The organism is Pseudomonas sp. CFBP 13727 (genome assembly GCF_014841915.1).
In the GTDB taxonomy this organism is placed as follows: Bacteria; Pseudomonadota; Gammaproteobacteria; order Pseudomonadales; family Pseudomonadaceae; genus Aquipseudomonas; species Aquipseudomonas baltica.
Window position 1 is genome coordinate 752532 of the sequence record NZ_JACYUT010000001.1, and the last position, 20352, is coordinate 772883.

Annotated in this window: 20 protein-coding genes; 9 read left to right on the top strand and 11 right to left on the bottom strand. The window is 63.2% G+C overall.

Features of this window, described 5'->3' with window-relative positions; translation table 11 throughout:
- Positions 1-45: 45 nt before the first annotated feature.
- The 3 genes from fadA to IFT76_RS03305 all read right to left on the bottom strand — a co-directional run bounded on the left by fadA (position 46) and on the right by IFT76_RS03305 (position 4158).
- Entirely contained in the window at positions 46-1221 is a 1176-nt protein-coding gene (gene fadA, locus IFT76_RS03295) for an acetyl-CoA C-acyltransferase FadA (RefSeq protein WP_043188265.1), read from the bottom strand.
- Positions 1222-1224: 3 nt separating this feature from the next.
- On the bottom strand, positions 1225-3402 hold the full coding sequence (fadB, locus tag IFT76_RS03300; RefSeq protein WP_192057400.1) for a fatty acid oxidation complex subunit alpha FadB: 2178 nt from the start codon (positions 3400-3402) through the stop codon (positions 1225-1227).
- 318 nt (positions 3403-3720) lie between these two features.
- Entirely contained in the window at positions 3721-4158 is a 438-nt protein-coding gene (locus IFT76_RS03305; RefSeq protein WP_192057401.1) for a hypothetical protein, read from the bottom strand.
- A 109-nt stretch (positions 4159-4267) separates the two neighbouring features.
- Here IFT76_RS03305 and IFT76_RS03310 point away from each other — a divergent pair, with 109 nt between their 5' ends.
- Entirely contained in the window at positions 4268-4711 is a 444-nt protein-coding gene (locus IFT76_RS03310) for a universal stress protein (RefSeq protein ID WP_043188257.1), read from the top strand.
- 60 nt (positions 4712-4771) lie between these two features.
- On the opposite strand, the gene IFT76_RS03315 is transcribed toward IFT76_RS03310, so the two are convergent.
- A complete protein-coding gene (locus tag IFT76_RS03315) occupies positions 4772-6685 on the bottom strand; it encodes an ATP-binding cassette domain-containing protein (RefSeq protein ID WP_122478802.1) in 1914 nt (637 codons plus the stop codon).
- 180 nt (positions 6686-6865) lie between these two features.
- Between IFT76_RS03315 and IFT76_RS03320 the strand changes: the two genes are divergently transcribed.
- Positions 6866-8797 (top strand): transglycosylase SLT domain-containing protein, encoded by a 1932-nt coding sequence (locus IFT76_RS03320; protein WP_192057402.1) that lies wholly within the window; start codon positions 6866-6868, stop codon positions 8795-8797.
- Between the two features lie 33 nt (positions 8798-8830).
- Here IFT76_RS03320 and IFT76_RS03325 read toward each other — a convergent pair whose 3' ends face one another.
- The 3 genes from IFT76_RS03325 to yegS all read right to left on the bottom strand — a co-directional run bounded on the left by IFT76_RS03325 (position 8831) and on the right by yegS (position 11624).
- Positions 8831-9634, bottom strand: a complete 804-nt coding sequence (locus IFT76_RS03325) for an MOSC domain-containing protein (RefSeq protein WP_192057403.1) — start codon at positions 9632-9634, stop codon at positions 8831-8833.
- Positions 9635-9701: 67 nt separating this feature from the next.
- Positions 9702-10631, bottom strand: a complete 930-nt coding sequence (locus tag IFT76_RS03330) for a chemotaxis protein CheV (protein WP_192057404.1) — start codon at positions 10629-10631, stop codon at positions 9702-9704.
- 90 nt (positions 10632-10721) lie between these two features.
- A complete protein-coding gene (yegS, locus tag IFT76_RS03335) occupies positions 10722-11624 on the bottom strand; it encodes a lipid kinase YegS (RefSeq protein WP_122478809.1) in 903 nt (300 codons plus the stop codon).
- Positions 11625-11965: 341 nt separating this feature from the next.
- On the opposite strand from yegS, the gene IFT76_RS03340 reads away from it, so the two are divergent.
- Positions 11966-13435, top strand: a complete 1470-nt coding sequence (locus IFT76_RS03340) for a mannose-1-phosphate guanylyltransferase/mannose-6-phosphate isomerase (RefSeq protein ID WP_122478811.1) — start codon at positions 11966-11968, stop codon at positions 13433-13435.
- Here the strand turns inward: IFT76_RS03340 and IFT76_RS03345 are convergent.
- The gene (locus tag IFT76_RS03345) at positions 13432-14646 is read right to left on the bottom strand and encodes a molybdopterin molybdotransferase MoeA (protein WP_342214320.1); all 1215 of its coding nucleotides are present in this window, start codon (positions 14644-14646) and stop codon (positions 13432-13434) included. The genes IFT76_RS03340 and IFT76_RS03345 overlap by 4 nt on opposite strands.
- Positions 14639-15178, bottom strand: coding sequence for a molybdenum cofactor biosynthesis protein B (moaB, locus tag IFT76_RS03350; protein WP_122478815.1), 540 nt, complete (start codon positions 15176-15178; stop codon positions 14639-14641). Before moaB ends, IFT76_RS03345 begins: the two co-directional genes overlap by 8 nt.
- Before the next feature lie 73 nt (positions 15179-15251).
- Between moaB and mobA the strand changes: the two genes are divergently transcribed.
- Together mobA and IFT76_RS03360 are read left to right on the top strand one after the other, a co-directional pair.
- Positions 15252-15836 carry a molybdenum cofactor guanylyltransferase MobA gene (gene mobA / locus IFT76_RS03355; RefSeq protein WP_192054157.1) on the top strand — a complete coding sequence of 195 codons (585 nt, stop codon included), beginning with the start codon at positions 15252-15254 and terminating at the stop codon, positions 15834-15836.
- Positions 15837-15949: 113 nt separating this feature from the next.
- Entirely contained in the window at positions 15950-16171 is a 222-nt protein-coding gene (locus tag IFT76_RS03360) for a YgdI/YgdR family lipoprotein (RefSeq protein ID WP_043188230.1), read from the top strand.
- Between the two features lie 57 nt (positions 16172-16228).
- Here IFT76_RS03360 and IFT76_RS03365 read toward each other — a convergent pair whose 3' ends face one another.
- Both IFT76_RS03365 and IFT76_RS03370 read right to left on the bottom strand, forming a co-directional pair.
- Positions 16229-17119 (bottom strand): pseudouridine synthase, encoded by an 891-nt coding sequence (locus tag IFT76_RS03365; protein WP_122478818.1) that lies wholly within the window; start codon positions 17117-17119, stop codon positions 16229-16231.
- Positions 17120-17173: 54 nt separating this feature from the next.
- Positions 17174-17488, bottom strand: coding sequence for a transcriptional regulator (locus IFT76_RS03370; RefSeq protein ID WP_122478820.1), 315 nt, complete (start codon positions 17486-17488; stop codon positions 17174-17176).
- Positions 17489-17667: 179 nt separating this feature from the next.
- Here IFT76_RS03370 and IFT76_RS03375 point away from each other — a divergent pair, with 179 nt between their 5' ends.
- From IFT76_RS03375 to IFT76_RS03390, 4 genes are all read left to right on the top strand, one after another.
- Positions 17668-17982 (top strand): DUF883 family protein, encoded by a 315-nt coding sequence (locus IFT76_RS03375; RefSeq protein WP_122478822.1) that lies wholly within the window; start codon positions 17668-17670, stop codon positions 17980-17982.
- A 1-nt stretch (position 17983) separates the two neighbouring features.
- Positions 17984-18373: a phage holin family protein gene (locus IFT76_RS03380; protein ID WP_049859111.1), complete on the top strand. Its 390-nt coding sequence runs from the start codon at positions 17984-17986 to the stop codon at positions 18371-18373.
- A complete protein-coding gene (locus IFT76_RS03385; protein ID WP_122478824.1) occupies positions 18370-18741 on the top strand; it encodes a hypothetical protein in 372 nt (123 codons plus the stop codon). Before IFT76_RS03380 ends, IFT76_RS03385 begins: the two co-directional genes overlap by 4 nt.
- A gap of 174 nt (positions 18742-18915) precedes the next feature.
- Positions 18916-20247, top strand: coding sequence for a deoxyguanosinetriphosphate triphosphohydrolase (locus IFT76_RS03390; RefSeq protein WP_192057405.1), 1332 nt, complete (start codon positions 18916-18918; stop codon positions 20245-20247).
- Positions 20248-20352: the final 105 nt, after the last annotated feature.

Sequence of the window (20352 nt, forward strand, 5' to 3'; positions counted from 1 at the left end):
AAACCGGGACACTGGGCCCCGGTTCGTTCGACTCGCTCGTCAGGACTAGACGCGCTCGAAGACCGTGGTGATGCCCTGCCCCAGGCCTACACACATGGTGGACAGGCCGAAAGTGCCGCCATTCTGCTTCATGACATTGAGCAAAGTGCCGGAAATTCGTGCGCCTGAACAGCCAAAAGGATGCCCCAGGGCGATCGCGCCGCCATGCAGGTTAACCTTCTCGTTCATCTTGTCGAGCACTTTCAGATCCTTCAGCACAGGCAGGGCCTGTGCGGCGAAGGCTTCGTTGAGTTCGATGAAGTCGATGTCGGCAATGCCCAGACCTGCGCGCTTGAGCGCTTTCTGGGTGGCCGGAACCGGCCCGTAGCCCATGATCGCGGGGTCGACGCCGGCCACTGCCATGGAGCGGATTACCGCCAATGGCGTGATGCCCAGGTCCTGGGCGCGCTGCGCCGACATCACGATCATGCACGAGGCACCGTCGGTGATCTGCGACGAAGTACCGGCCGTGACCGTACCGCCCTTCGGGTTGAAGGCAGGCTTGAGCGCCGCAAGGCTCTCCAGGGTGGTGTCGGGGCGAATCGTTTCATCGTAGTCGAAGACCTTGATGAAGCCATTTTCGTCGCAACCCTGCATCGGGATGATCTCGTCCTTGAACTTGCCCTGGACCGTGGCCTGGTGGGCCAACTGGTGCGAGCGCACGCCGAAGGCATCCTGCTGTTCGCGAGTGATGCCGTGCATTTTACCGAGCATCTCGGCGGTAAGCCCCATCATGCCCGAGGCTTTCGCGGCGTACAGCGACATGTGCGGGTTCGGATCCACGCCGTGCATCATGCCGACATGGCCCATGTGCTCGACGCCGCCGACCACGAACACGTCGCCGTTGCCGGTCATGATCGCCTGGGCGGCAGTGTGCAGCGCGCTCATGGACGAGCCGCACAACCGGCTGACGGTCTGGCCGGCCGCAGTGTGCGGGATCTGCGTCATCAGCGAAGCCATGCGGGCGATGTTCCAGCCCTGTTCCAGCGTCTGGTTGACGCAGCCCCAGATCACGTCCTCGACTTCGGCCGGATCGACCTTGGCATTGCGCTCCAGCAGCTTGCTGATCAGGTGCGCCGACATGTCCTCGGCGCGGGTGTTGCGGTGCATGCCGCCTTTGGAGCGGCCCATGGGGGTGCGACCGAAGTCGACGATCACCACGTCTCTAGGATTCAAGCTCATCAGTCATTCACCCTTGTTCTGTACGTTGGCCGCTTGCCCGAAGAAGGTCTGGCCAGCACGCGCCATTTCACGAAGCTTCTGCGTAGGCTGGTACAGCGGACCCAGTTCGGCGTAGCGGTCGGCCAGTTCCACGAATTCGGCCACGCCCAGCGAATCGATGTAGCGCAGCGCCCCGCCGCGGAACGGAGGGAAACCGATGCCGTAGACCAGGCCCATGTCGGCCTCGGCCGCGGTTTCGACGATCCCGTCTTCCAGGCAGCGTACGGTTTCCAGGCACAGCGGGATCATCATCCAGTTGACGATGTCCTCATCGGAGACCTCGCGCTGTTCGTAGATCACCGGCTTGAGCACGTCCAGCGCCGCAGGATCGGCCACCTTCTTCGGCTTGCCGCGCTTGTCGGTTTCGTAGGCATAGAAGCCCTTGCCGTTCTTCTGCCCCAGGCGGTTGGCCTCGTACAGCGCGTCGATGGCGGAGCGACGCTCGTCTTTCATGCGATCCGGAAAGCCTTCGGCCATCACATCACGGCCATGATGGCCGGTGTCGATGCCCACCACGTCCATCAGGTAGGCCGGGCCCATGGGCCAGCCGAATTTCTCCATGACCTTGTCGATGCGCACGAAATCGACACCGGCGCTGACCAGCCGGGCGAAACCGCCGAAGTACGGGAACAGCACGCGGTTCACCAAAAAGCCGGGGCAATCGTTGACCACGATGGGGTTCTTGCCCATCTTGCGGGCATAGGCAACGGTGGTCGCCACGGCGACCTCACTGGACTTCTCGCCACGGATCACTTCGACCAGCGGCATCATGTGCACCGGGTTGAAGAAGTGCATGCCGACGAAGTTTTCCGGACGCTTGAGCGCCTGGGCCAGCAGGTTGATGGAAATGGTCGACGTGTTGGACGCCAGAATGGTGTCATCCTTGACCTGCGCCTCGACTTCGGCCAGCACTGCCTGCTTGACCTTGGGGTTTTCCACCACCGCTTCGACGACGATGTCGACATGACCGAAATCGCCGTAGGACAGCGTCGGACGAATGTCGTTGAGCGCTTCGGCCATCTTCGCCGGGGTCAGGCGACCTTTTTCGACGCGCGCGCCGAGCAGCTTGGACGCCTCGGCCAGGCCCTGTTCGATGCCCTTCTCGTTGATGTCCTTCATCAGGATCGGCGTGCCTTTGAGCGCCGACTGATAGGCGATGCCACCGCCCATGATGCCAGCGCCCAGCACGGCCGCCTGACTCACATCGCGTGCCACCTTGTCGTAGCCACGGGCCTTGCGCTTGAGCTCCTGATCGTTGAGGAACAGGCCGATGAGGCTTTGCGCAGCCGAGGTCTTGGCCATCTTGGCGAAGCCGGCGGCTTCGATTTCGAGGGCTTTCTCGCGACCGAAACTGGCTGCTTTCTGGATGGTCTTGATGGCCTCGACCGGCGCCGGATAGTTGGGCCCGGCCTGGCCGGCGACGAAGCCCTTGGCGGTTTCGAACGCCATCATCTGTTCGATGGCGTTGAGCTTGAGCTTGACCAACTTGGGCTGGCGCTTGGACTTGTGATCGAACTCGCCGCTGATGGCGCGCTTGACCAGGTCTAAAGCAGCAGCTTCCAGCTTGTCCGGCGCCACCACCGCATCGACCGCACCCACCTTAAGCGCATCGTCGGCGCCGTTTTCCTTGCCCGACGCAATCCACTCGATGGCATTGTCGGCGCCGATGATGCGCGGCAGGCGCACCGTGCCGCCGAAACCTGGGTAGATGCCCAGCTTGACCTCGGGCAGGCCGATCTTCGCTTCGCTGGACATGACCCGGTAGTCGGCAGCCAGGCACATTTCCAGGCCGCCGCCCAGGGCGATGCCGTTGATGGCGGCGACCGTCGGCACTTCGAGGTCCTCGAAGTCGCTGAAGATGCGATTGGCCTGCAGGTTGCCCGCGACCAGCTCGGCTTCGGGCAACTTGAAATTCTCGACGAATTCGGTGATGTCCGCACCGACGATGAAGACGTCCTTGCCACTGGCGACGATCACGCCCTTGATCCAAGCGTCGGCCTTGATTGCCGCGATCGCTTCGCGCAGCTCTTCGAGCGTGAGGCGGTTGAATTTGTTGACGGACTCGCCCTTGAGGTCGAACCGCAGTTCGACGATGCCGCTTTCAAGAGCCTTCACCGTGATGGCTTTACCTTCGTAAATCATCCACTGATCTCCACGATATGGAAGCTGAACAGTACACGCCTGACGCTGGATAAAAGGGGGCGATACATGGCCGCCGCTCTCTGTAGCCAGGCATACCCGTCAGCGCGGTAGTCGGGATAGTGCTGGAGCGTGACTGAAAAACGCTCGATTCATACGCCCGTTTGATTGGGCTGCGTGTACATTCACGGAATTGCGGGCGATTGTCAAATGCCGCGCCAGCCGCGAGAAAACGCGACTTTGCGGTCATTTCTGGAATGCGCAGAAACGCGCACCTGCGACAGCCTGCCGCAGGTATATGACGATAGCTCGAGACAACGATCAAGCCAGGGCTTGCAGGACCTTTGCAATATCCTGAAGCACCTTTTCGTCACCCTTCTCGCCCCAGTACAGGGCGAGCATCTGCGGCCCGGCTTCGAGCTTGTAGACGTCGGCGGGCAACGTGGCCAGGTGAGGCAGCAGCAGCGGATCGACACAGGCTTCGCGCCACTGGTTGCACCAGACCCCCGGCTCGGTCTGCCAGTAGCTCCAGCTGTCGACCCTGACCTTGCGGCGTGGCCGATGGTATTGCGCGCAGGGGTCGGGCGGCTCGACGCTGAGCCAGTGCGGCCACTGCTGGGGAGCCAGCTGCATGGCCAGGCCCATCCGCCGCGCCTGCAGGCGCACGGCCATGCGGCCGCTCTGGCTGCGCGACGGCCGCAGCCATACCATGGGGCTGAGAATCAGCGCAAGGATTGACACGACTATCCACACCGTCATAAAGAGTACACCCGCTAAGCGTTTCAAATAGATCGGCGAGGGTTGTTCATGTCGCGCCCCGCCCAAACAGTCCATACTCAAGCTATCGCAATCGTCAGGAGTGCTTCTCATGCCCTACCAACACATTCTGGTCGCCGTCGACCTCACCGAGGAGTGTGACCCGGTCATCAAGCGGGCCCGGGAGCTGGCGGTCAGCAACGGCGCCAAGCTCTCGCTGGTGCACATCGTCGAACCCATGGCCATGGCTTTCGGCGGGGACGTGCCGATGGACCTCTCGCAGTTGCAGCAGCAGCAGTTCGATCAGGCCAAGGAGCGCCTGGAAACGCTGAAGGTCAAGTACCCGGACCTGGTCGTCGGCGATTGCCACCTGACCTACGGCCAGCCGCGTCAGGAGATTCACAACCTGGCGAAGAAATCGGAATGCGACCTGGTGGTGGTCGGCAGTCATGGCCGTCATGGTCTGGCATTGCTGCTTGGTTCGACGGCCAACGACGTGTTGCACGGTGCGCCGTGCGACGTTTTGGCGGTGCGCCTGGTCAAGCGCGCCGAATAAGGATCATCAGCGGGGCCGAGCAGCAGCTGCGGCCTCGCTGATGATTCCAGGGTCGAGGGCTCAGGCGTCGAGTTCGGCCCAGCGCTCGACCATGACTTCCAGCTCGGCCTGCGAGGCTTCCAGCTTGGCCATCACTTCCGCCGTCTGCGCGGCAGGCCGCTGATAGAACCCGGCATCGGCCATCTCGGCTTCCAGCGCAGCGATTTCCTGCTCCTTGGCTTCGATCTGGCCCGGCAGGGCTTCCAGCTCGCGCTGCAGCTTGTAGCTGAGCTTCTTCTTGGCGGGCGCCGGTGCTTCCACAGGTGCAGGCTCTGCGGCCTTGACCACGGCGCTGTTGAGCTCGGCCTTGCCTGACTTGTTCTCGGTCACGCCGAGCAGCTTGGGCGAGCCGCCCTGGCGGATCCAGTCCTGGTAGCCACCGACGTATTCGCGAACCTTGCCCTCGCCTTCGAACACCAGCGTGCTGGTGACCACGTTGTCGAGGAAGGCCCGGTCGTGGCTGACCATCAACACGGTACCCTTGAAAGCGGACAGCACTTCTTCGAGCAGTTCGAGGGTCTCGACGTCGAGGTCGTTGGTCGGTTCGTCCAGCACCAGCAGGTTGGCCGGCTTGCTGAACAGCTTGGCCAGCAACAGGCGCGCACGCTCACCGCCCGACAGGGCCTTGACCGGCGTGCGTGCACGCTGGGGGCTGAACAGGAAGTCGCCCAGGTAGCTCAACACGTGGCGGCTCTGACCGTCGATGTCGATGAAATCGCGGCCCTCGGCAACGTTGTCGATGACGGTCTTTTCCAGGTCGAGCTGGTGACGCAACTGGTCGAAGTAGGCGACGTCCAGGCGCGTGCCGACGTCGACCGAACCGTTGGTGGGCTGCAGGTTATCGAGCATCAGCTTGAGCAGCGTGGTCTTGCCGGTCCCGTTCGCCCCCAGCAAGCCGATACGGTCCTCGCGCTGCAGCACCATGGAGAAATCCTTGATCAGCATCGGCCCACCCGGATGGGCGAAGCTGACGTTGTCGAGGACCATGACCTGCTTGCCGGACTTGTCTGCGGTATCGAGCTGGATGTTGGCCTTGCCGGTGCGCTCGCGGCGTTCGCCACGCTCCACACGCAATGCCTTGAGCGCACGCACCCGGCCTTCGTTGCGGGTGCGTCGGGCCTTGATGCCCTGGCGGATCCACACTTCTTCCTGGGCCAGGCGCTTGTCGAACAGCGCGTTGGCGGTTTCCTCGGCCGACAGCATGGCCTCTTTGTGCACCAGGAAGCTGGCGTAGTCGCCGTTCCAGTCGATCAGGCCGCCGCGATCGAGCTCGAGAATGCGCGTGGCCAGATTCTGCAGGAAGGAACGGTCGTGGGTAATGAACAGCACCGCCCCCTGGAAATCCTTGAGGGCTTCTTCGAGCCAGGCGATCGCGCCGATGTCCAGGTGGTTGGTCGGTTCGTCGAGCAGCAGCAGGTCAGGTTCGGACACCAGCGCCTGGGCCAGCAGGACGCGGCGGCGCCAGCCACCGGACAACTGCTTCAAGGTCTTGTCGGCAGGCAGCTGCAGGCGGCTCAGGGTGCTGTCGACCAGTTGCTGCAGGCGCCAGCCGTCACGGGCTTCGAGATCTTGCTGGACATGCATGAGCTTGTTCAGGTCTTCGTCGGTGACGATGTTCTGGCTCAGGTGGTGGTACTCGGCCAGCAGCGCGCCGACCCCGTCCAGGCCCTCGGCAACCACGTCGAACACAGTCCGGTCGTCGGCCACCGGCAGTTCCTGCGGCAGCTCGCCGATCTTCAGCCCCGGCGCACGCCAGACGGCGCCGTCGTCGGGTTTCTGCACGCCCTTGACCAGCTTCAGCATGCTGGATTTGCCAGTGCCGTTGCGGCCGATGATGCACACCCGCTCACCACGGGCGATCTGCCAGGACACCTTGTCCAACAACGGCATCGCGCCGAATGCAAGGGACACATCGCTGAATTTGAGCAGGGTCATGAGCTTCTCCAAAAACCGGGCGCGCATTCTAACCGACTTTTACCCTGGCAGACCGAAGGCAGCAATAAAATGAATGATCCTGAACGCTTTCATCGCGCCTGCCCTAGAGGCTAAGCTAGGCTCACTTCTTTAGTGCTGGCACTGCCGACACTTGTCACGTCTTTTCTGCCTGGAAGTCTCATGCGCAGTCGCCTGTTCAGCTTGTTGTCCTGCCTCATCCTCTCTGCATCCAGTGTCGCCAACGTCCAGGCCGCCGACCTGGCCACGCAGCGTCAATACTACGACGAGGCCAAGCGCGCCCTGGCCAAGGGCGACAGCGGTCCGTACATGCGCTACGCCGCCGAGCTTCAGGACTACCCGCTGGAGGCCTACCTGGCCTACGACGAGCTCACCCCGCGCCTGCGCAGCGCCAGCAACGCCGAGATCGAAGGCTTTCTCGCCAAGCACGGCGACCTGCCCCAGGCCAACTGGATGAAACTGCGCTGGCTGCGGCAGCTGGCCGAGCGCGGCGAGTGGGCGCCGTTCGTCAAATACTACGACCCCAAGCTGAACTTCAAGGAGCTCGACTGCCTGTACGGCCAGTACCAGCTGAGCAACAGCCAGCTGCGCGCCGAAGGCTATGCCAATGCCGACAAACTGTGGCTCACCGGCAAATCGCTGCCCACGGCCTGCGACGGGCTGTTCCAGCGCTGGGCCAGCGAAGGCCAGCTGACCGAGAACAAGCGCTGGCAGCGCGCCAAGCTCGCGGCCCAGGAGCGCAACTACCCGTTGGCCACCAGCCTGGTGCAAAGCCTGACCAGCCTGTCGAGCCAGGGTCGACTGCTGCTGGATGTCGCGCAGAAACCCGAACTGCTCGACCAACCGGCGCGTTTCATGCCGGTCGACGAAGCCATGTCCGACGTGGTCGGGCTGGGGCTGCGCCGCCTGGCCCGTCAGGACCCGGAAAAAGCCATGCGCATGCTCGACAGCTATGCCAGCAGCATGCGTTTCTCGGCCGAGGAGAAGGTTGCCATCGCCCGCGAGATCGGCCTGACCCTGGCGCGGCGCTACGACCCGCGGGCGCTGGAGCTGATAACTCGCTACGATCCGGAGCTGCGCGACGACACCGTGACCGAATGGCGCCTGCGCCTGCTGCTGCGCCTGGGCCGCTGGCAGGACGCCTACGACCTGACCACCCGCCTGCCCAAGGACCTGGCCAAGACCAACCGCTGGCAGTACTGGCAGGCGCGCAGCCTGGAGCTGGCCCAGCCGCAGAGTGCCAAGGTGCCATCGCTGTACAAGGCGGTGGCCAAGGAGCGCGACTTCTACGGCTTCCTGGCGGCCGACCGCATCCAGGCGCCCTACTCGCTCAACAACAAGCCGCTGGTGATGAGCCAGGCGCTGGTCAACAAGGTGCGCAACACCGCCGGTGTACGTCGTTCGCTCGAGCTCTACGCACGTGGCCAGATCGTCGATGCGCGACGCGAGTGGTATCACGTCAGCCGCCATTTCGACCGCGACGAGATGGTCGCCCAGGCCAAGCTGGCCTACGACATGCGCTGGTACTTTCCGGCCATTCGCACGATCAGCCAGGCGCAGTACTGGGACGACCTGGACATCCGCTTCCCGATGGCCCACCGTGACACCCTGATTCGCGAAGCCAATGTGCGAGGCCTGCACACCAGCTGGGTGTTCGCCATCACCCGTCAGGAAAGCGCCTTCATGGACGACGCTCGTTCCGGCGCCGGCGCCATGGGGTTGATGCAGTTGATGCCGGGCACCGCCAAGGAAACCTCGCGCAAGTTCAGCATCCCGCTGTCGTCGCCCCAGCAGGTACTCGATCCCGACACCAACATCCAGCTCGGTGCGGCATACCTGAGCCAGGTGCACAGCCAGTTCAACGGCAACCGGGTACTGGCCTCGGCCGCCTACAACGCGGGCCCCGGGCGCGTACGGCAGTGGCTCAGAGGCGCGAATCACCTGAGCTTCGATGTCTGGGTGGAGTCCATTCCATTCGATGAAACCCGCCAGTACGTGCAGAACGTGCTGTCCTACGCGGTCATCTATGGCGAGAAGCTCAACGCGCCGCAGCCGGTGGTGGACTGGCACGAACGCTTCTTCGACGACCAGTGAGCCGAGCCTGGCAGCCCGCCGGCTGCCGGCCCGTCACTCGAGCACGGTGATCGGCATGCCCACTTCCAGCACGCCGGCGCCATCGCATACCAGATTCTGGCCGAACATGGCGTGGCCGTCCTGCTGGCGGTAGCGCTTGAGGGTTGCCAGGGGCTCGCGATCGGCGCTGCGCTCGCCGGTGTGCGGGTCGAGCGTGGTCAGAATGCAGCGCGCGCAGGGCTTGAGCACACGAAAGTCCAGGCCACAGATGCGAATGCGCTTCCAGCCATCCTCGGCGAAGGCGGCGCTGTCCTGGACTACCAGATTGGGCCGAAACCGCGCCATCTCCAGCGTCCGTCCGACCCGTGCGGACAGGTCGTCCAGCGAGCCCTGACCGATCAACAACAGTGGAAAGCCATCGGCAAAAGCCACCTTGTCGCCGCCCTCGCCGTAACCGGCGCTGACGGTACGGGCGCGCTCGGCGGGCACGTACACCAGCCGAGTCGGCTTACCGACGAAATCACTGACCCAGCGCGCTGCTTCCTCGCCGGCGTCGGGCACGCGGAAGCTGTCGTTCCACAGCGTGACTCCGCGCAGTTCGCCTGACTCCGGGACCGCGACGTTCAGCTCAGGGTATCCGCTTGCGCTCAGGCGCAGGCCTGCGTCTTCACCGACTTGCGTACCCAACTGCCCCAGGCGGGGGTCTGCGCGCTGGCTGAGGAACCGACCGCTCTGGGCGTCGACCAGCATCCAGCGCCGATCGCCGAGCAGCCCCAGGCCATCCACAGGCGACTGCTGCAGCGACTGGCCAATGGCCGATTTGAGCGGGTAACGGTACAGCGCGGCAAGGCTCGACATGGCCCGGCTCCTCAGGACAGAGAAAAACCCAGTCTAGCGGAACCGGCAGGAGAATAACGAGGGCCTGTCAGCGTTGATCCAGCTCCAGGCGCTGGCGAACCACGTCGACCAGTTTGTCGGGCTGGAACTTGGACAGGAAGTTGTCACAGCCGACCTTTTTCACCATCGATTCGTTGAAGCTGCCCGACAACGAGGTGTGCAGCACCACGTAGAGGTTGCGCAGTCGCGGATCGTTGCGGATCTCGGTGGTAAGCCGGTAGCCGTCCATTTCCGGCATCTCGGCGTCGGTGAAGACCATCAGCAGTTTGTCGGTCATGCGCTCGCCGGTGTCGGCCCACGCCTTGAGCTTGTTCAACGCCTTCAGGCCATCGCTGGCCACGTGCATCTTGATGTCCAGCTGCGACAAGGTATCGCGCAGCTGCGCCAGTGCCACCGTCGAGTCATCCACCAGCAGCACTTCCCGGCCACGAGCGCGCGCCAGCAAGGGGTCGTCGAGCTTGTCGCGGGAAACGCGAGCGTTGTAGGGGACGATTTCGGCGAGCACCTTTTCCACGTCGATGATCTCGACCAGTTGCTCGTCGACCCGGCTGATTGCGGTCAGATAGTGCTGGCGCCCGGCACTGGCCGGAGGCGGCAGGATGGCTTCCCAGTTCATGTTGACGATGCGGTCGACACCACCGACCAGGAAGGCCTGGATCGAGCGGTTGTATTCGGTGACGATGATGGTACTGCTCGGCCCCGGCACCAGCGGGCGCATGCCGATGGCCTGGGACAGGTCGATCACCGGCAGGGTCTGCCCGCGCAGGTTGATCACACCACAGACATACGGATGGCGCTGCGGCATCAGCGTCAGCTTGGGCAACTGCAGGACTTCCTGGACCTTGAACACGTTGATCGCGAACAGTTGCCTGCCGGCCAGGCGAAACATGAGCAGCTCCAGACGGTTTTCACCCACCAGCTGCGTACGTTGGTCAACCGAGTCAAGAATGCCGGCCATGTAAAACTCCAAAGCCCAAGTGAAAGAAGAGGTACCGGGCTATCGGCGCTGGCGCGAATATCTTGACTGCCGTCGCTGCGGTTATGTCAGTTAAGTCAGTTGTCCATGGCTCAGCAGCGGCGACCCGGCGGGCAAATGAACTTTCAATGCCTTGGGCATGGTGCTGAAGCGCAGGTTTTCACCCCGCAATGGCTCGCCATCGAGGTTGATGTCGAGGTTTTCCTTGCTGTTGATTTCGACCCACGGCAGCCGTGCACGCACGAACAGTGTTTCCAGTCCGCCGCCGCCGAGCAGGCTTTTCAAGGTGCCGACCACTTCGGTCGGTGCCGGCAGAATGCTGATCTCCAGCAGTCCGTCGTCGACCACGGCTTCGGGGCACAATTCGTGGCCACCACCGGCCTGGCGTCCATTGCCGATGCCCAGCGCCAGCAGATCGCCTTCCCAATGGAAGTCCGGGCCGCTGAGCGAAGCGGAGGCAGCGCGCAATTCGCTGAACCGCGACAGCCCGGTGAACAGGTAGGCGGCGCCACCGAGCACCTTCTTCAAGTCTTCGGAGGTATTGGCCGTGACCTGACTGCCGAAACCACCGGTTGCCATGTTGAGAAACACCTGCCCGCCCACTTCACCCAGATCGATGGCCTGAGGCTCGCGGGCAAGCAGCGCCAATGCGTGTTCGGGTTCGAGGGGAACGCCGGCGGCACGTGCGAAATCGTTGGCTGTGCCCAGGGGCATCAACGCCAGGCTGGCGTCGGTCTTGGCCAGCGCCATCGCTTCGGCCACATCGCGCAGGGTGCCGTCGCCACCGCCGGCGATGATCTGGGTGTAGCCGGCTTGCAGTGCCTCATCGACCAGACGCTGGGCGTCGCCGCCTTCCCAGGTCAGACGCACGTCCAGCGCGTTGCCTTGCTCCCGGTAATGCTCCACCGCGCTGCGGACGTCTTCGTTGGAAGCTTGTTTGCCGTGCAATATCAGAATTGCCTTGCGCTCGCTCATGCTGCATGTCTCCGGTGGCCAGTAAGTGGAACTGTGCCTGATGTGACCACAGCCGCAGGAAAAAAAGCCCCGACGAAAAGTTTTTAACCATTCGTACATTTACCACTCGCCAACCGTTCTCGTTTAGGCTTTACTGCGAAGCAACTGGCCACTATCGAAGTCGCCGTTACCTCCCGATTCCTGCACGTCCAGCCCGTCTCCAGGCGGGCGGTAGCATTGTCGAATCGCCGAATCCTGCGCCCTGCCCTTCTTCATCGACCTTTTCATGCATCCAGCCCGGCTGGACGTGTGCGCTTGCCTTCGCAGGTGCCGTCCGCCACCTTCAACTCGAGGCTCGACCTATGACGACTCTGATTCCCTGCATCATCGCCGGCGGCTCCGGCACCCGCCTGTGGCCCGTATCGCGCGAAGCCATGCCCAAGCCGTTCATGCGCCTGCCGGACGGCGAAAGCCTGCTGCAGAAAACCTTCACCCGTGCCTCGCAATTGCCAGGCGTGGAGCGGGTGCTGACGGTGACCAACCGTGAGGTGTTCTTCCGCACGCTGGACGACTACCGCCAATTGAACGACCGCGATGCCCTGCTCGACTTCATTCTCGAACCTGCGGGCCGCAACACTGCGCCAGCCATCGCCAGCGCCGCCTTGCATGCCGCCAAACACTACGGCGCGTCGGCGCAGTTGCTGGTACTGCCGGCCGACCACCTGATCCGCGACATCGACGCCTTCCAGGCCGCGGTCAGTGCAGCACGCAAGAAAGCCGACGAGGGTTGGCTGGTGACGTTCGGCCTGGTGCCGCAAACGGCGGAAACCGGTTTCGGCTACATCGAGCGCGGCGCCGACCTGGGCGATGGCAGCTATCAAGTCGCGCACTTCCGGGAAAAGCCGGACCAGGCCACCGCCCAAGCCTACCTGGACAGCGGTGACTACCTGTGGAACGCCGGCATGTTCTGCATGCGTGTGGACGTGCTTCTGCGCGAACTGGAAAAGCACGCACCGGACGTGCTGCTGGCGGCCACCACCTGCCTGCAGGTCAGCCACAGCAAGCAAGGCAACCGCGAGCTGCAAGTTGAGCTGGACAGCAGCACCTTCGCCCTGGCGCCGGACATTTCCATCGACTACGCGCTGCTCGAACGCTCCGACAAGGTGGCGGTCATTCCGTGCCAGATGGGGTGGAGCGACATCGGTTCGTGGCAGGCGGTGCGCGAGCTGACTCCAGCCGACGCACAGGGCAACCAGTGCAACGGCGAAACCGTGCTGCATGACGTGAGCAACTGCTACATCGACTCGCCACGCCGCCTGGTCGGCGCCGTCGGCCTCGACAACCTGGTGGTGATCGATACGCCTGACGCACTGCTGATTGCCGACGGCAGCCGCACCCAGGACGTCAAGTTCCTTGCCCAGCAGCTCAAGCGCCAGGGTCACGATGCCTTCCGACTGCACCGCACGGTCACTCGGCCATGGGGCACGTACACGATCCTCGAGGAAGGCAAGCGCTTCAAGATCAAGCGCATCGTGGTCAAGCCCGGCGGCACCCTGTCGCTGCAGATGCACCACCACCGCAGCGAGCATTGGATCGTGGTCAGCGGCATGGCCCGAGTCACTAACGGTGACAACGAGTTTTTGCTCGACACCAACGAGTCGACCTTCATCAAGCAGGGCCACGTGCACCGCTTGGTCAACTCCGGGGTGATCGACCTGGTCATGATCGAAGTGCAGAGCGGTGAATACCTGGGCGAAGACGATATCGTGCGCTTCACCGACATCTACGGCCGCGCACCGGCGGCCGTCGAAGCGACCAAGAGCAACGCTTAAAAAAGTTCGCTGAACGGGATGAAGGCGACCAGTTCGCCTTCATTCAATGTGCAGCCTTCGCGTATTTCCACCAACCCATGGGCCCAGGCCGCGCTCAGCAGCACGCCGGAGCTCTGGTTGGGGTAGATCACAGCCCGGCCCTGCTCGATACGCCCGCGCAGGTACTCGCGACGGGTACCGGCGCGCGGCCAGGCAAACCCGGCTGGCACCTGGAAGCTCAGCGGCGCAACGTCGCGAACACCCAGCCGACGCAGCAGGTAAGGCCGTGCCAGCAGGGTGAAAGTGACCAGTGTCGATGCCGGATTGCCCGGCAGGCCGATGACCGGTACGCCACGGAAGTGGCCGAACGTCAGTGGCTTGCCGGGTTTGATCGCCAGTTTCCAGAGGGCCAACTGCCCTTCCTCGCGCAAGGCGATGCCGAGAAAATCGGCTTCGCCCACCGAGACGCCCCCCGTGGACAGAATCAGGTCCACATCACCCAGAGCCGCCAGGCGCTGGCGTGTCTGCTGCAGATCGTCGGGCAGAATCCCGGCATCCACTACCTCACAGCCCAAACCACTCAAGGCACTGCACAGCACCTGACGATTGCTGTTGTAGATCTGCCCTGGCCCCAGCGGCTGACCTGGCTCGACCAATTCATCTCCCGTGGACAGCACCGCCACCCGTGGCCGACGGACCACGTCGATGTGCGCATGCCCCATGGAGGCCAACAGGCCCAGTTCGATCGCACCCAAGCGGCTGCCAGCTTCGAGCAGGCGTTCGCCGATGCGGGTTTCCTGGCCCTGGGGACGGATATTCTGGCCGATCCTCAAGGGCTGGTCGAAGGTCACCCGCTGGTCGTCCACGATTTGCACGTTCTCCTGCATTTCCACGCAGTCGGCGCCTTCGGGCAGCGGCGCGCCGGTAAAGATGCGTGCGCACGTGCCGGGTTCCAGGGGCGCGGGCACGGCGCCCGCGAACACGCGCTGGCTGACCCGCAACGGCTCGCCCTGCCAGTCTTCGCGGCGCAGCGCGTAGCCGTCCATGGCACTGTTGGGCCAGGGCGGCAGGTCGAGCGTGGCGATCAGGTCAGTGGCCAGCACGCGACCGACGCCTTGGGCCAGGGCGACCCTTTCGCGCTCGCGCACCGGCGTGCCATCGGCCATGGCCAGTAGTTGCGCCAGTGCCTGTTCTACCGGAAGCAGCGGCTGCGCCGCTGGCAACTCAGCCACGGCTGACGCAGGGCTCGGCCTGCTTGAGGTGCACGACGAAATTGCACGGCCGGTGGCGCACGTCCAGCTGCTCGGCGAGAATCCCATCCCAGCCGGTGCGGCAGGCGTTGGTCGAACCGGGCAGGCAGCACACCAGGGTGCCGTTGGCGAGCCCGGCGAGCGCACGTGACTGCACGGTCGAGGTGCCGATGTCGGCGACGGAGATCTGCCGGAACAGCTCGCCGAAGCCATCGACTTGCTTGTCCAGCAGGCAGGCCACGGCTTCCGGCGTACTGTCACGGCCGGTGAAGCCGGTGCCGCCGGTAATCAGCACCACTTGGCATTGGTCATCGGCGATCCACTGCGCAACCTGTGCACGGATCTTGTACAGGTCGTCCTTTAGCAGCACGCGGGCATAAAGGCCGTGGCCCGCCGCGCTCAGGCGATCGACGAACAATTGGCCAGAGGTATCGGTTTCCACGCTGCGGGTGTCGCTGACAGTCAACACTGCAATATTGAGCGGCACAAAGGGTACATCTGCCTTGGCTTTCATTGGCTGGGTCCGGTTGTTTGGCGGGATGGACGGTGTTATATCACAGCCCCACAGCCACTGTCCGAGGCCCCGAATGAACCCTGCCGACACCTTGCCCCCCTGCTCTGTCCTGCTGCTGGCAGGCGGCCGCGGACAACGCATGGGCGGCCGCGACAAGGGCCTGATCGACTGGCATGGCCGGCCCTTGATCGAGCACCTGCAGCAACGCGTGCGACCCCTGACCGATGACCTGATCATTTCGTGCAACCGCAATTATCCGCGATACGCAGCCTTCGCCGACCGCTTGGTGCACGATGACAGCAGCGACTTTCCCGGACCGCTGGCGGGCATTCTGGCCGGCCTGGCCGCCGCTCGACACCCGCTGCTGCTGGTATTGCCCTGCGATGTGCCGGGCGTGGACGAGGCCCTGCTCGACGCCATGCGCCATGCGCAGCAAACTCATCCAACCCAGCCGCTGATGGTGCGTCAGGGTGAGTTCTGGGAACCGTTGCTGTGCATCGTTGGCAAGGTGCATCAACCGCTCGTGCGACAAGCCTGGGATGCCGGCGAACGGAGCCCGCGCAAGGTCTTGCTGGCACTCGGCGCCCAGCCGCTGCAATGTGCCGAGAACGATCCGCGCCTGGCCAATTTCAATACGCCTCAACTGCTGGGTCGCTGAGCAGGTCGGCAAACGCTAGACTGCACCGGTCGGACCAACGGAACTTTGCTGGCGCAAGCAGCGTCTTATTCCCGTATACGCCAGCACCCTTTTTTGTTTTGTGGAGAAACACAATGACTCACCGGATCCTTCCCGCTTTCATGCTCGCGCTGGGCCTGGCATCGCTTGCCGGTTGCGCATCGCCTACCGTGATCACCCTGAACGACGGTCGTGAAATCCAGGCGGTGGACACGCCCTCCTACGACGAAGACGCTGGCTTCTACGAATTCGAGCAGCTGGACGGCAAGACTACCCGTGTCAATAAAGACCAGGTACGTACCGTCAAGGAACTCTGATCAAACAGAGTTTAAGTGTTGCAAGACAAAGCCCGCCCTCTGGCGGGCTTTGTCGTTCTAGAACGTCAGCTTCAGTTGTGTCTCGAAATTGCGCAGGCGACCGTCGAGCGGGTCGTGGAACTGCAGCGAGCGTGCCAGCAGCTTCAACGGCCGGGCATAGTCGTCCACCTCGGTATTGCTCAGCTGCGGGTAGAACGGATCGTTGCAGATGCTGGCCCCCAGCGCGGTCATGTGGACGCGCAGCTGATGAGTCTTGCCGGTGACCGGGTTGAGCACGTAGCGCCACACGTGTTCGCCTTTTTCGGCGACCTCCAGGCGAGTTTCACTGTTGCTCGGCCCCGGCACTTCGCGCATGCGAAAAAACGGCTCGCCATGCTCCAGGCGGCTGCGGTGCACCCACGGAAAAGCCAGGTCGGGCAGTGCGGGCGCGATGGCCTCGTAGCGCTTTTCGATCTGTCGAGTGGGAAACAGCTGCTGATAGGCACTGCGCGTCTGCGGATTGGCCGAGAACAGCACCAGACCTGCCGTATGCCGGTCAATGCGGTGCAGCGGCACCAAGTGCGGGTTGTCGAGACGGCGGATGAGCCGCCGCAGCAAGGTGTGTTCGACGTACTCGCCGGTCGGTGTCACCGGCAGGAAGTGTGGCTTGTCGGCCACCACCAGATGCTCGTCGACGTGCAACACCTGCTCCTGTGCAGCGATCGGCCGTTCGTTCGGCACTTCGCGAAAGTAGTGGATGCGCAGGCCCTGGCGGTAGGCATGGGCAGGTCCGATGGGTACGCCGTCGGCGTCCAGCACCCGGTCCCTGGCCATGCGGCTCAGCCACTGAGCGCGATCGATGGCCGGAAAATGTTCGCACAGGCAATCCAGCACGGTTGCCCATTTGCCGGGTGGCAGGCACAGGGTGCTGGCCTGATGCGCAGCAGGGTCGAATTTGGGTGCAGACATGCCTAGATCCACGATGGTTTCAGGCCGCGAGTATCGCCCACGGCGTTACGGCTGTCATCGCGCGTGGACAGCCTCGGCTGCCTCGGTGAATTCCTTGAGCCAACGCAGCACCTCGACCGCTTCCCAGCGAGTTGGGTCGTACAAGGCGTACAGCAGGCCCTTGTAGCCGACCACATCCAGCGGTCGGTGATAGCCGGCACGCTGGAACAGCGCCTCGACCTCGGCAAAGCAGGTGTTGAAGTGCAGCTTGCTAAACGGGGTCTTGCCTTCGGTAACCAGGCCGTCGAGACGCAGTTCCAGCACGGCTTCGCGAACCACGTCTGGGGCCATGCGGTTGACGCTGTACTTGAGTTGTTCGACGTTGAGCATGGGCGAGTGATTATCCATATACTGTATCTTTATACAGCATAAGGCAGCCGTCCGAGACCCGTCAATTGCCCCGACATGTCGATAATGGGCTATACAAAGGATTATGCCGCGCAATGGCACTGAACCTTCGGGATCACCCTCACTCGAAATATCCAGACGCCACCCATATGGAGATCAACATGGCCACCCCGAGCACCAAAGCAGCCCAAGAAGTTCTCAAAGCCGATTTTCAGACCCTGGTCCGTGACACCGAGAAACTTCTCGAACACACCGCCAGCATCGCCGGCACCCAGGCCGAAGAACTGCGCGCGCAGATCAACGAGAGCCTGCTGAAGGCTCGCGAATCGCTGCAGCAGACCAAAGAAACCGCAGCCGAGCGCAGCCAGGAGGCCGTAGTCGCAGCCGAAGGCTACGTTCAGGAAAACCCATGGCAGTCCGTCGGCATCGCCGCAGGCGTAGGCTTCCTTCTGGGCCTGCTGGCCACAAGGCACTGATATGTCCCTCCTCGACTCGGATACCACAGATAACAGCACCGGCTCCACCTCTCGGCGCCTGGGTGCTGCCATGCTCGGCCTGCTTCGCAGTCATGTCGAACTGTTCGGCATCGAGTTGCAGGAGCAGAAATCTCGAACCGTCAGCCTGTTGCTGTTCGCAGGCCTGGCCCTGGTCTTCGCCTTGCTGGCACTGGTGGCGTTGTCCGGGCTCATTCTGATTCTGCTGTGGGACAACTACCGCATGGCCGGCATGGTCGGCCTGGCGGTGTTCTACGTACTGGCAGGTATTTTCTGCGCATTCCGCCTCAAGGCGGCTGTGTTCGATGAATCCTCGCCATTCAGTGGGACACTGGAAGAACTGGCCAATGACCGGGAGCGCCTGCTGCCATGAGCCGAAACGAACCTACCAGCGCCCAGTCACGGCGCGACATGCGCAAGTCGTTGATTCGCCTGCGCATGGAAATGCATCGCCAGGAGTTGCGGCACGAGTCGCGGCAATTGGTCAATCCGCTCACCCGCCTGCGCGGGTTGGGTCAATCGGTGCAGACCGGCATGGGTATCAAGCATGCCTCGCTGTGGGGCATAGCAGGCGTCACCCTGATGGGTTTCCTGACCGGACGCGGGGCTGGTAACAGCGCTCGTGCGCCGGTAGTCGCGCCGGTGCGTGGTCCGGGCCGTCTTTCGCGGCTGGCCAAGGTCGGCACGTTGCTGTTGCCGGTGATCAAGCTGGCCATGCAGGGCTCTTCGCGCAGACGCTAGGCTTGGCTGAAAGAGCAACCCGGGTGCGGTCGTAAACGTATCCGGGTTGCTTTTTTTTGCCCGACATTCCTGCTTCACCTACCTGCTCAATACGTTCAAGGCCCGATGCCAGCCTTGCCAGCCAGCCCACGCAGGCCGACACTGCAGGCTCGATCGGGTCCCGGAGGAATCGCCTTGGATTGGCACACACTGCTTACACGCGAACGCTTGGGCAAGCCCCTGCACAGCCCGGAAGAACTGGGCCGCAGCCCGTTCCACAAGGATCACGACCGCATCATCTTTTCCGGCGCCTTCCGCCGGCTGGGGCGCAAGACCCAGGTTCACCCGGTGTCGAGCAACGACCACATCCATACGCGCCTGACCCATTCGCTGGAAGTCAGTTGCGTGGGCCGCTCCCTGGGCATGCGCGTGGGCGAAACCCTGCGCGACCAGCTGCCGCAATGGTGCGAGCCCAGCGACCTGGGCATGGTCGTGCAGTCGGCCTGCCTGGCGCACGACATCGGCAATCCGCCCTTCGGGCATTCCGGTGAAGACGCCATTCGCCACTGGTTCCGCCAGGCAGCCGGGCTTGGCTGGCTCGACGCGATGAGCGAAGTGGAGCGTGACGACTTCCTCAATTTCGAAGGCAATGCCCAAGGCTTCAGGGTGCTCACCCAGCTCGAGTATCACCAGTTCGACGGGGGCACCCGGCTGACCTATGCAACCTTGGGCACCTACCTCAAGTACCCGTGGACGGCGCGCCACGCCGATGCATTGGGCTACAAGAAGCACAAGTTCGGCTGCTACCAGAGCGAACTGCCGCTGCTCGAACAGATCGCCGGCAAGCTGGGTCTGCCATTGCTCGAAGAGCAGCGTTGGGCCCGGCATCCGCTGGTGTACCTGATGGAGGCCGCAGACGACATCTGCTATGGCCTGATCGACCTGGAAGACGGCCTGGAAATGGAGCTGCTCGACTACGCCGAAGTCGAGGCACTGTTGCTCGACCTGGTAGGCGATGACATCCCGGACACCTATCGCCAGCTCGGCCCACTGGACTCGCGGCGGCGCAAGCTGGCGATCCTGCGCGGCAAGGCCATCGAGCACCTGACCAACGCTGCCGCGCGCGCGTTCGTCGAACAGCAGCAGGCGCTGCTGGCCGGCCAGCTGAGCGGCGATCTGGTCGAGCACATGCACGGTCCGGCCAAGCGCTGCGTGCTCGACGCCAAGGACATGGCGCGCAAGAAGATTTTCCAGGACAAGCGCAAGACCCTGCACGAGATCGGCGCCTACACCACCCTCGAAGTGCTGCTCAATGCGTTCTGCGGGGCGGCGCTGGAGCAGCACACCACAGGCAGGTTGTCGTTCAAGCACCAGCGCATTCTCGATCTGCTGGGGCACAACGCGCCGCAGCCGCACTGGCCGCTGCACAAGTCGTTCCTGCGCATGATCGATTTCATCGCAGGCATGACCGACAGTTATGCCGCAGAGATGGCTGGCGAAATGACCGGGCGCTCGAACTCGTTCTAGTCTGTAGCGTGGAAATAAACGAATACAAACGATAGTTGACTCTTTGGAATCAAACTATCTTTGTATTCCGTTACGTTTATATCTGTAGGAAGTTTCCTAGAATCA

Excerpts from the sequence above, each read along its gene's own strand:
- IFT76_RS03305 (WP_192057401.1), bottom strand. The coding sequence starts at position 4,158 with ATGACGGTGTGGATAGTCGTGTCAATCCTTGCGCTGATTCTCAGCCCC.
- IFT76_RS03320 (WP_192057402.1), top strand. The coding sequence starts at position 6,866 with ATGCGCAGTCGCCTGTTCAGCTTGTTGTCCTGCCTCATCCTCTCTGCA.
- IFT76_RS03385 (WP_122478824.1), top strand. The coding sequence starts at position 18,370 with ATGAGCCGAAACGAACCTACCAGCGCCCAGTCACGGCGCGACATGCGC.
- IFT76_RS03330 (WP_192057404.1), bottom strand. The coding sequence starts at position 10,631 with ATGGCCGGCATTCTTGACTCGGTTGACCAACGTACGCAGCTGGTGGGT.
- IFT76_RS03325 (WP_192057403.1), bottom strand. The coding sequence starts at position 9,634 with ATGTCGAGCCTTGCCGCGCTGTACCGTTACCCGCTCAAATCGGCCATT.
- IFT76_RS03365 (WP_122478818.1), bottom strand. The coding sequence starts at position 17,119 with ATGTCTGCACCCAAATTCGACCCTGCTGCGCATCAGGCCAGCACCCTG.
- IFT76_RS03310 (WP_043188257.1), top strand. The coding sequence starts at position 4,268 with ATGCCCTACCAACACATTCTGGTCGCCGTCGACCTCACCGAGGAGTGT.
- moaB (WP_122478815.1), bottom strand. The coding sequence starts at position 15,178 with ATGAAAGCCAAGGCAGATGTACCCTTTGTGCCGCTCAATATTGCAGTG.
- IFT76_RS03380 (WP_049859111.1), top strand. The coding sequence starts at position 17,984 with ATGTCCCTCCTCGACTCGGATACCACAGATAACAGCACCGGCTCCACC.
- IFT76_RS03340 (WP_122478811.1), top strand. The coding sequence starts at position 11,966 with ATGACGACTCTGATTCCCTGCATCATCGCCGGCGGCTCCGGCACCCGC.
- yegS (WP_122478809.1), bottom strand. The coding sequence starts at position 11,624 with ATGAGCGAGCGCAAGGCAATTCTGATATTGCACGGCAAACAAGCTTCC.
- IFT76_RS03375 (WP_122478822.1), top strand. The coding sequence starts at position 17,668 with ATGGCCACCCCGAGCACCAAAGCAGCCCAAGAAGTTCTCAAAGCCGAT.
- IFT76_RS03360 (WP_043188230.1), top strand. The coding sequence starts at position 15,950 with ATGACTCACCGGATCCTTCCCGCTTTCATGCTCGCGCTGGGCCTGGCA.
- mobA (WP_192054157.1), top strand. The coding sequence starts at position 15,252 with ATGAACCCTGCCGACACCTTGCCCCCCTGCTCTGTCCTGCTGCTGGCA.
- IFT76_RS03315 (WP_122478802.1), bottom strand. The coding sequence starts at position 6,685 with ATGACCCTGCTCAAATTCAGCGATGTGTCCCTTGCATTCGGCGCGATG.
- fadB (WP_192057400.1), bottom strand. The coding sequence starts at position 3,402 with ATGATTTACGAAGGTAAAGCCATCACGGTGAAGGCTCTTGAAAGCGGC.
- fadA (WP_043188265.1), bottom strand. The coding sequence starts at position 1,221 with ATGAGCTTGAATCCTAGAGACGTGGTGATCGTCGACTTCGGTCGCACC.
- IFT76_RS03370 (WP_122478820.1), bottom strand. The coding sequence starts at position 17,488 with ATGCTCAACGTCGAACAACTCAAGTACAGCGTCAACCGCATGGCCCCA.